Source organism: Mycobacterium sp. 852002-51961_SCH5331710 (assembly GCF_001665535.1).
In the GTDB taxonomy this organism is placed as follows: Bacteria; Actinomycetota; Actinomycetes; order Mycobacteriales; family Mycobacteriaceae; genus Mycobacterium.
The window spans coordinates 24887-34259 of the sequence record NZ_LZSQ01000118.1 but is presented as its reverse complement, the minus strand read 5'-3'; the positions used below and the strand labels follow the sequence as shown (position 1 = coordinate 34259).

Sequence of the window (9373 nt, the reverse complement as noted above, 5' to 3'; positions counted from 1 at the left end):
GGAACCGGGGCGGGCGGTTGCGCGGCCATCAGGTTCACTGCCGGTGACGGCGGCTGGGGCGCCGCGGCGACCTCGCAGCACGTGTTGGGCTTACGGACCTGCGAATTACTGTCTGCGCCGACGCCGAACACAGCGACCGCCGAAACCACGCCCGCCACTACCGCCAAGCGCGAAGACCGCCGCATCTTGGCAAGTGAGTGTCTTCCCATCGCCGGCGGACGATACCCACCACCCCTATGGAGTGACCAATCGCCCGCAGGCATGCCAGCATCGCACTTGTCATCCGCGTCTACACGTTGGACTTGCTCGTCAAGCAGGTTTTTGCACAGCTGCTCGTCACCCGACAGCAAACATATCGAGAATTTGCTCGTGGCCTACGTCATGAACGACGGGACAATGTGACGCACGCCCAGCGGCCGTGTCGGCGCTGCGACGACGCCACGGATTCACCGATCGTCACGCATTTCAAACACGCGACGACTACCACGGCTTCCTCGCCACCAACCACGCCTCGCCGTCGCCTTCACCGGAGGCGATGACCTCGAGCTGAGCGTATGCCGCCGTCAACTCGCCCGGCTGTACTCGAAAGCGCCCTGCAGCGGCGCCGACCACGCTCAGCGCGCAGATCGCCAGCAGCCCGCCGGGCGCCAACCGGTCGGCGACCGACCGGTCGAGCCGAGAATCGCGGAAGCGATGACAGACGACGACGTCGACAGGCGGACCGGCCGGCAGGCCGTCGTCGAGATCGACAACGTCGAACCGACACCGCTCCCCCACCCCGGCGCGGGCCGCTAGTTCCCGTGCCTGATCGATGGCTGTCGCCGAGATGTCGAGACCCCAGACGTCGAGCCCGCGACGTGCGAGCCACACGCTGGCCACTCCCGGCCCGCACGCCAGCTCGAGTGCCCTTCCCCGCGTGGGAAACTCGGCTTCATAGGGAGCGAACACCGCAGGGATCTCGGCTGCGGAGACACCGGGCGTTGAATGGGTTCGGTAGCGCTCGTCCCAGCGGACGCGATCCTGCTCGCTCACGAACCACAACCTTCCGAAGAGGCGTCGACTACGCCGGCCCCTCCAGATTGCCCTTGCGGACATTCTCGCGACACTGCGCCCGCGTCTGACCGGTCTGGCTGACGCAGACCTGCACCTGCTCCTCGATACCGGCGGGATACACCTCCTCGGTCGGACCTCGCGTAGCCGTCGGACTCGGCACCGGGCCTTGGTAGATCGACCAGACCTCGTCGCCGGTCGCCGGCAGTCGCGAGCAGTAGGCCTGCTGTCCGCTCGTCGTCTGGCCCGCCGCTCCAAGCGTCGCGCAGTCGGCGCCGATCAGCACGACCGGCACCGCCGGCTTCGACTCGGCCCCCTGCGTCGACTCGTCCCATTTCGCCACGCCCAGGCCGACGGCGATCGCGACCCCGATGACCACCGCGGCAACGCCCGCCGCCAACAACACCCGCCGCGAACGCCGCGGTGGTGCAGCGGCCTTCGCGTGCTTGCTGTTCTTCTTAGCCGCCCGGGCGGGCTGCGTTGCGTCGGTGGCACCCAACTCCTGTGCCGCCGTCGACAATCCCTCGGCCATCGCCTCGGCGAATTCGGTGCAGGTGCCGTAGCGGTCGGCAGGCGACTTCGCCAGCGCCCGCTCGAACGCCGGGCCGAACCCCGACAACTCCGGGATGCGCTCACCGATCGCCGGCGGTTGCGCGGTGAGGTGGTTACTGATCACGACGGCGGGATTGTCGTGCTGGAACAGCTGCTGGCCGGTGAGCAAGTGAAAAGCCGTCGCCGCCAACGCATATTGGTCGGCGCCGCCATCGAGCGCCTGCCCCATCAGCTGCTCGGGAGCCGCGTACGCCACCGTGCCGACGGTCATGTCGGTGGCGGTCAGCCCCGACGAGTCCTGCACCCAGCGCGCAATCCCGAAATCGGCCAACAGGGCTCGGCTGTACTTCTGACCATCCTGCGCCAGCAGGATGTTCGACGGCTTCACATCACGGTGCAGCAGCTCCCGCTGGTGCGCGTAATCCAGCGCGTCGGCGACACCCGACACGATCCGCACGACCTCGTCCGGCGGCAGCCCGGCGCCCTTGCGCTCACGCAGCACCTGGCCTGCATCGGTGCCCTCGACGTAATCCATCGTGATCCACAGCTGCCCGTCGAACTCGCCGCGGTCGTGCAGGCCGACGATGTTCGGATGCCACAGGCGGGCCACCATGTCGGCCTCGCGGTTGAACCGCTCGCGGTACTCGCGGTCGACAGTGAACTCAACCGGCAGGATCTTGAGCGCCTCGTAGCGCGGCAGCCGCGGATGCTGCACGAGGTAGACCTCGCCCATGCCACCCTTACCCAGCGGTCGCACCACCGTGTAGCCGGCGAAGGTGTCCCCTTCTTCTAGCGCCACGGCTTCCCACCCCACACGATGCCGGTCTCGCCCCTACCCGCCATGGCAAGACTCTCGCACGTCGTCCGAAGACCTGCCGTTTCGGGTTCACACTCCACAGTTCTCCCCCACGCCGAACCGGACCCACCGAGGGTCGCCGCGACCTCGGCTGAACCGACAGCCCGGCGTCGATCAGCGCGTTAGGCTCCGGCCGTGGCCAACTACGTCACCGAGATCGGCCTCTTGATCATCGGGATCTTCCTGCTGTTCCGCGGGCTGCCCGGCGTTCTGCAGCTGCTCGGTGCGCTCGGCTGGCAGCGCGTCCCGGGGAACATGCTCGGCGCCGGCGTCGCCGGCTATCAGACCCAGGCCGGTGGTGGGCGCATGGGTGCCAACGTTGCGCGCTCCGTCGTCGGCTACCAATACCAAGTCGGCGGGCAGACCTTCGTCGGCCAGCGTGCAGCCTTCGGCACACCCCTCGGCTTCGGCATGGGCCTCGGCGGCATCGCCTCCGCGCAAGCCTCTCGGTATGCGCCCGGCCAGACCGTCGACGTCTGGGTGGACCCCAACAATCCGATGAACTCGGTGCTGCGCCGCAGCGCTCCTTCGTCCTTGGTGATGACGGCGCTCGGCGTCGCCGTGCTGATCGCCGCGGCAATCTCGCTGATGGGCTGACGTGGTAGACGACCGCTTCGCGCTCAGCCGTCGGCGGCTCCTGCAGCTCGCCGGCTTGGGGGCTGTCGCCAGCGGCTTGCCCCTGGACGTCGCGCAGGCGGCCCCGCCCTCCCCGAGCGTCCTGTGTCGCAGCGCTTGGGGCGCCAAGCCGCCGCGTCCAGGCGGCACGCCCCAAACCCCCGTCCGTATGACGATCCACCACACGGCGGTCACCCTCGGCGACAACTCCAACGCGCCGGCGCGCCTGCGACAGCATCAGCGCTATCACCAAGAGACCCACGGCTGGATCGACATCGCCTACCACCTCAGCGTCGACCGCAACGGCAACATCTACGAGCTGCGCAAGCCCGAGCTCGTCGGCGACACCGCCACCAACTACGACCCGACCGGCCACTTCCTCGTCGTCTGCGAAGGCAACTTCGACGAAGAGGCGGTCACCGAGGAACAGCTCAACGGTGCCGCGCTCGCATTCGCCTGGGCCGCACAACGTTTCGACATCGCGACCGACACCCTCGCCGGGCACCGCGACGCCAGCCATGACACCTCGTGTCCGGGCGCCGACCTCTACGCCCACGTCGTCGACGACGACCTCAAGAACCGCGTCGACGGCATCCTTGCCGCAGGTACCGTCGACCTTCGCACCATATGCGGCCCCCAGGCATCACAAGCCGTCGCCGACATCGAGTCCGGCCTGCGCTGAGGCCCTCAGGCGTCGCGGACCGCCAGGACCGGCCACCGGTCGGGCACACCCTTGAGTTCGTGGTTGCCCCGCTCGTCGAACACGATCCGCGACCCGAGCACCAGCGGCGGTATCGCCCCCGACACCAGCACCTCCCCGGGTCCCGCGAGGCCCATGATCCGCGCAGCGATGTGCACCGCGATGCCATGCACGTCGCCGTCGGCCATCTCCACCTCGCCGGTGTGCAAGCCGGCGCGGATCGTCAGCCCGAGATCGTCCAGCGCGTCGCGGATCGCGCACGAACACTGAATCGCCCGCGCCGGACCGTCGAACGTCGCCAACGCCCCGTCACCGGTGAACTTCACGACCGAACCGCGCGCACCGGCCACGTGACGCTCGACGACCCGGTCGTGTGCGGCGAGCGCGGTCGACCACGCTTCGTCGCCGAGCTGCGCCGCGTGTTCGGTCGACCCGACGATGTCGGTGAACAGCACCGTGGACAGCACGCGATTGGACGGAACAGTGCCACGGCCCCCGGTGAGGAACGACTCGATCTCGTCGATGACGACGTCCGCGTCCCCCGCGAACCACACGTGATCGTCGCCGTCGAACTCCACCAACCGGGCATGCGGGATCCGCTCGGCGACGTATTGCGCATGTCCGCTTCGCACGTGGCGGTCGTCGCGGCGGTGCATCACCAGCGTGGGCGCCTGGATGCTGTCGAGGACGGGCCGTACGTCGGTGCGCACGAACAGATCGAAGATGTCCGCGAAGTACCCCGGACCACCCGCGAGCCGTTCACCGCGCGCCATCCAGCGACGCTTCGCCAGGTCCGATTCCCAACTCGGCGTCAGATGGACGGCGTCGCCTCGCCCGACGCTCTCCTCGCACCAGCGGACGTAGTCGGTCAGGGTGGGTTCGGGCATCCCGAACGGCTGGTCGGGCGTGCGGGGGTAGTACGCGAACGGGCTCCACAGCACCAGCGACTTCACGCGCTGGGGATGGCTCGCCGCGAGCAGCATGACCGGCAGCGCCGACTCGGCCATCGCAAAGATCGAGACCCGTTCGGCGCCAACGGTATCCAACACCGCGAGCAGGCCGTCGACCCATGATTGCATGGCCGGCCGGTCGCAGATCGGCACGGCATCGGAGCTGCCGACGCCGAGCAGGTCGGTCAGGATCAGCCGGCTGAACGACGACAGCCTACGGAAGTGACCGGCGACCGTCGGCTCATCCCACAGCAGATCGATCGGGAACGTGGCGGTGGGGACCCACAGAAGGTCCGGCCCGCCGTCACCGACCACCTGATAGGCGAGGTGAACGTCGCGGTCTCGGGCGTAGACGGTTTCGGGACTGGCCGCCATTCTCCGAGCATGCCACCGCCGCGGGGACGACGGACTTCTTCGCGTGACGGACGCTGACGTCGTCCCTGCGTTACGCGTGTGACGCATGGGGCGTCGTCGTCGTCCAGCAAACTTATTGATAGGGAAACCCCTGATTCCTCTGGCGGGGTAGCTCCGTACCGTTTTATTAGTCGGACCTCTAAACGAGCAGTTCGTCGGACTTTTCAATTTCAAGCACCATTGAACAGTCAGATGGACCGCGCTCAAAAAGCGGCGACTCTACCGGTCGCAGCAACCCCTGGGGGTCGCGCCAGCACATTTCCATCCGCACGACCAAGAAGTAAGCCATGAAGAAGTTCCTTGCCGGCCTCGCGCTGGCGCTGACCCTGAGCATCGGCACCACCATCGGCGCGGCCGCCCCGGCGTCCGCCGACGAGTTGAGCTACCTGAACGCCATGGCGCAGCTCGGCATCACGCCCAACGACGGCAACTACGTCACGCTGCTGCGTTGGGGCTACGCCATCTGCGCCGACAAGTCGATGTGGGTCCCGCTGGACACCACCGTCGAGAACGTCGTCTGGAATCCGAACAACAACGTCACCTACACGCAAGCCCAGGCCGTGGTGATCGCCGCCAACACGTATCTCTGCTAGACGCTGCCACTACGCATCAAAGGACACCACCATGGTCTACTCGTACTACGACCACCAGCAGCCGACCGTCCCGTGGCCCGACGGATACGACGATGCAAATCCGAAGCGCGACAGGCGGAATCCCGTCGTCACCGCGTCGCTCTCCGGGGGCATCGCGGTACTCGTCCTCGCGGTGGGTGTCCTGCTCGGCCTCCAGCTGACGGGATCCGACGCCATGACTCCGCCGGCTCCGGCACCGACCGTCGCCGCAAGTGCTCCGAACGCGCCGGCACCCACAGTGCCGCAGGAGCCAACCGCACGCCGGCCCGCACCGGACACCACGCGTCTGGACCGGTCGAGCTACGAGTCGCTGACCGCGCGCGAGTTCGCCCTCATGGCGAAGAATCCCGACGCATGGGCCGGCCGAAAGGTCGTGGTGTACGGGGTGATAACACAGTTCGACGCAGCGACGGGCGCGAAGACGTTCCGCGCCGACACCGCGTCCGCTCCGATGACGGACGTGTACGACTACGACCAAAACACCCTCATCACCGCGCACGACGCGGACATGGTCGCCAACTTCGTCGAGAAGGACAGGGTGACGATGTACGTCGAGGTGCAGGGCTCGATGACGTACGACACGCAGATCGGTGGATCGGCGACCGTACCGTCGTTGACGGCCAACATCATCGACAGCACCAGCCGACCCGTGTCCCGGCCGGCTCCGACATACCCGGCCACGCAGCCCGATGCCGAGACCGCCAGCGGGAACCAGCTGCGCGCGATCGCCACGAGCGACAAGCCGATGGTCTTGGCGACTCTCACCGACACCTGGGTCCCGCAGTTGAGTTCCAAGTGGCTCGGATTGGTCGCCGAAGGGCGCACCTGGACCAGTGCGGCAATACTGGCCGAGCACCAGCAACTCCGACAGGCCTACCCGGGTGTGCGTCTCCTGTGGTCAGGCGACTGGTCGACGTTCTCGGATTCGAACTACTGGGTGACGGTCGCGGGGCTCACCTTCCCGACCGCCGAGGGCGCCTTGGCATGGTGCAGGAGCGGAGGCTTCGACCGTGACCACTGCTTCGCGAAGCTGATCAGCACCACGCACGCCGTCGAGGGCAGCACCGACTACAACAAGTAGCCGACGCCAAGAGTCGGCACACAGTCGATTCACAGCGAACCACCACCAGCAGATTGAGTACCAAGCGGTTCGGCTGGGTACGCGACTTCACGGACGGTCGCTCACCGCGCGTCGCTACCGGTGTCGACCGGACCTTCAACGAAGAAGGAACCGACGGCCCGCCGTCGGTCGGCGGAAGAGGTACCGATGCCCGAAGTCGCGCAACATCATGACGGATATCCGAAGTACCGCCGGATGGTCCGCTTCGACTGGTCGGAGACGCCGATGCACTGGGTCCCCGGCGATCCGTTCTCCACGCACATGATGAACGTCCTGCATCTGCTCCTGCCGGAGGGTGAACGGCACTTCATCAAGGCGGTCCTGGAGGCGTCGTCTCTGGTCGACGATCCCGAACTCGAGGCGTCGATCAAACCATTCATCCAGCAGGAGTCCTGGCACGCTTGGGCGCACCAGGTGGTGTTGGACCACTTGGCCGAGCAGGGCATCGACACCAAGCCCTACACCGACAGGCTCGGCAGGACCTTGTCGATGACGTTGGGCGACCCGCCGAAGTTTTTCCCGCCGCCGCTGAAGCGGTGGTGGCTCTACCGGCGGCTGGCCGATGTGGCCGCGCTGGAACACTTCACCGCGGTGCTGGGCCAGTGGGTGCTGCAAAACCGCGGGCTGGACTACGCGGGCACCGATCCCGTCATGCTCGATCTGCTCCGTTGGCATGGCGCCGAGGAGGTCGAGCACCGCTCGCTGGTCTTCGACGTGTACCAGCACGTCTGCGGCAGCTACTTCATCCGCGCATTTGCGATGCTGATGACCGCGCCGCTGTTCGTCGGCTGGTGGATCGCCGGGGCGCGCTACCTGATGGCCAACGATCCGACCATCGACCAGAAGTGGCGATTCCGGGACTGGATGCGCGCCGCGCGCGAATACAAGCTGCCGGGCCCGTGGAACTTCCTCGTGACGGTGCCCCTGCGATACATGCGGCCCAGCCACCACCCGAGCCACGAGGCCAACACACAGATGGCCATCGACTACTTGGAGCACTCGCCGGCAGCGCGGGCCGCGCGCGAACGTGCGGGGTCACCGAGTCGGCGGAGTACCACGGCGACGGAGAGGGAAGGGGCTGGAGTGCGATGAAGGTCATCGTCGATCTCGACACGTGTGACGGCAACGGCGTGTGCATGAGCATCTGCCATGAAGTGTTCGACGTGCGCGAGGACGGTCTGCACGTGCTTCAGGACGCGCCCGGCGAGGAGCTGCGCCAACAGTTGAAGGGTGCTGAGGTCTCCTGCCCCACCCGCGCGATCCTGGTGAAGGACTGACCATGGCGACGGGATTGCGAGACGTGGTTGTCGTCGGCGCCGGGGTCGCCGGCGTGCGAGCGGCGGAGACGCTGCGGCAGAAGGGCTTTGACGGCGCGCTGACGATCGTCGGCGATGAGCGTCAACCCCCGTACCACCGGCCACCGCTGTCGAAGAAACTGTTGTCCGGCGAGATCCATCGGGCCGGCATCGACATGGCACCGCAGTTCGACCTCGACGCCCGGGTGCTGCGGGGCGCGTCGGCGGTAGGGCTGGACGACAAGTCGTGCACCGTCCGGGTTCGAGACGAGGGTCGCGAGCTCTCACTTCGATACGACGGGCTGGTGATCGCCAGCGGCGCCGTTCCTCGCGAGTGGCCGGGCGGTCCGGTGCCCGACGGCGTGATGATGCTGCGCACGGTCGACGACTGCCTCGCCATCCGGGAACGGCTCGCCTCGCGCCCTCGTGTCGCGGTGGTCGGCGGCGGATTCATCGGGGTCGAGGTGGCGGCGACGTGCCGGGCGCTCGGCTTGGATGTGACGCTGATTCAACGCGGTTCGCACCCGCTGTTGTCCGCACTCGGCGCAGAGCTGGCGCCGCATTGGGCCGAGCTGCACCGGCAGCACGGTGTCGACCTGCGGCTCGGAGTCGGCGTCGAGAAATTCGTTGGCAGGCGCAAGGTGAAGGCCCTTCGGTTGACCGACGGTTCCCGGGTCAAGGCCGACCTCGTCGTGATCGGACTGGGCGTCACGCCCGCGACCGACTGGCTCGAGGGCTCCGGAGTGCGCATCGACGACGGCGTGCTCTGCGATGCCACCGGCAGAGTCGAGGGGGTCCGCGGCGTCGTGGCCGCCGGCGATGTCGCGCGGTGGTGGCATCCGCGCTACGAACGCCATCTGCGGATCGAACACTGGGACGTCGCCAACCGCCAGGGCGAGGCGGCGGCGCAGACGCTGTTGGCCGGTCCGCAGCACGCCGAGAGCTATGACGATATTCCCTACTTCTGGTCCGACCAGTACGATGTGAAACTCCAAATGCTGGGTCTGCCAACCGATCACGATGCGGTCGATATCATCGAGGGCGAGGTCGACCAGTGGGAGTTCGTCGCGGCGTACGGACGCGGCGGGCGTACCGTCGCGGTGCTCAGCACGATCCCCGGACGGGTACACGCCTACCGCGGCGCCCTCGAGGACGATGCGGCGTTTCCGCCCACGCCCGCGGCATAGCA

At 67.4% G+C, this 9373-nt stretch carries 10 protein-coding genes and 1 pseudogene; 7 read left to right on the top strand and 4 right to left on the bottom strand.

The window, feature by feature from the left end:
- The 3 genes and pseudogenes from A5752_RS28095 to A5752_RS22255 all read right to left on the bottom strand — a co-directional run.
- Positions 1–209 (bottom strand): annotated as a pseudogene (locus tag A5752_RS28095) (hypothetical protein); the annotation flags it as partial.
- Between the two features lie 271 nt (positions 210–480).
- Positions 481–1032, bottom strand: coding sequence for a class I SAM-dependent methyltransferase (locus tag A5752_RS22260; protein WP_067090316.1), 552 nt, complete (start codon positions 1030–1032; stop codon positions 481–483).
- Between the two features lie 28 nt (positions 1033–1060).
- Positions 1061–2401 carry a serine/threonine-protein kinase gene (locus A5752_RS22255; protein ID WP_067090304.1) on the bottom strand — a complete coding sequence of 447 codons (1341 nt, stop codon included), beginning with the start codon at positions 2399–2401 and terminating at the stop codon, positions 1061–1063.
- A gap of 192 nt (positions 2402–2593) precedes the next feature.
- Between A5752_RS22255 and A5752_RS22250 the strand changes: the two genes are divergently transcribed.
- Both A5752_RS22250 and A5752_RS22245 read left to right on the top strand, forming a co-directional pair.
- Complete coding sequence (locus A5752_RS22250; protein ID WP_067090301.1) at positions 2594–3055, top strand: DUF3592 domain-containing protein; 462 nt, start codon at positions 2594–2596, stop codon at positions 3053–3055.
- Between the two features lie 187 nt (positions 3056–3242).
- Entirely contained in the window at positions 3243–3755 is a 513-nt protein-coding gene (locus tag A5752_RS22245; protein WP_082964017.1) for a peptidoglycan recognition protein family protein, read from the top strand.
- Positions 3756–3760: 5 nt separating this feature from the next.
- On the opposite strand, the gene A5752_RS22240 is transcribed toward A5752_RS22245, so the two are convergent.
- The gene (locus A5752_RS22240) at positions 3761–5098 is read right to left on the bottom strand and encodes an adenylate/guanylate cyclase domain-containing protein (RefSeq protein ID WP_067090296.1); all 1338 of its coding nucleotides are present in this window, start codon (positions 5096–5098) and stop codon (positions 3761–3763) included.
- A gap of 326 nt (positions 5099–5424) precedes the next feature.
- Here A5752_RS22240 and A5752_RS22235 point away from each other — a divergent pair, with 326 nt between their 5' ends.
- From A5752_RS22235 to A5752_RS22215, 5 genes are all read left to right on the top strand, one after another.
- Positions 5425–5730, top strand: coding sequence for a DUF732 domain-containing protein (locus tag A5752_RS22235; protein WP_067090293.1), 306 nt, complete (start codon positions 5425–5427; stop codon positions 5728–5730).
- 31 nt (positions 5731–5761) lie between these two features.
- Positions 5762–6850: a hypothetical protein gene (locus A5752_RS22230; protein ID WP_067090290.1), complete on the top strand. Its 1089-nt coding sequence runs from the start codon at positions 5762–5764 to the stop codon at positions 6848–6850.
- A 186-nt stretch (positions 6851–7036) separates the two neighbouring features.
- On the top strand, positions 7037–7981 hold the full coding sequence (locus A5752_RS22225) for a metal-dependent hydrolase (protein WP_067090287.1): 945 nt from the start codon (positions 7037–7039) through the stop codon (positions 7979–7981).
- Positions 7978–8166, top strand: a complete 189-nt coding sequence (locus tag A5752_RS22220; RefSeq protein WP_067090285.1) for a ferredoxin — start codon at positions 7978–7980, stop codon at positions 8164–8166. Before A5752_RS22225 ends, A5752_RS22220 begins: the two co-directional genes overlap by 4 nt.
- Before the next feature lie 2 nt (positions 8167–8168).
- Entirely contained in the window at positions 8169–9371 is a 1203-nt protein-coding gene (locus A5752_RS22215; RefSeq protein ID WP_067090283.1) for an NAD(P)/FAD-dependent oxidoreductase, read from the top strand.
- Positions 9372–9373 lie beyond the last annotated feature (2 nt).

Coding starts and splice junctions, on each gene's coding strand:
- A5752_RS22245 (WP_082964017.1), top strand. CDS start 3,243: ATGACGATCCACCACACGGCGGTCACCCTCGGCGACAACTCCAACGCG.
- A5752_RS22240 (WP_067090296.1), bottom strand. CDS start 5,098: ATGGCGGCCAGTCCCGAAACCGTCTACGCCCGAGACCGCGACGTTCAC.
- A5752_RS22235 (WP_067090293.1), top strand. CDS start 5,425: ATGAAGAAGTTCCTTGCCGGCCTCGCGCTGGCGCTGACCCTGAGCATC.
- A5752_RS22230 (WP_067090290.1), top strand. CDS start 5,762: ATGGTCTACTCGTACTACGACCACCAGCAGCCGACCGTCCCGTGGCCC.
- A5752_RS22225 (WP_067090287.1), top strand. CDS start 7,037: ATGCCCGAAGTCGCGCAACATCATGACGGATATCCGAAGTACCGCCGG.
- A5752_RS22220 (WP_067090285.1), top strand. CDS start 7,978: ATGAAGGTCATCGTCGATCTCGACACGTGTGACGGCAACGGCGTGTGC.
- A5752_RS22215 (WP_067090283.1), top strand. CDS start 8,169: ATGGCGACGGGATTGCGAGACGTGGTTGTCGTCGGCGCCGGGGTCGCC.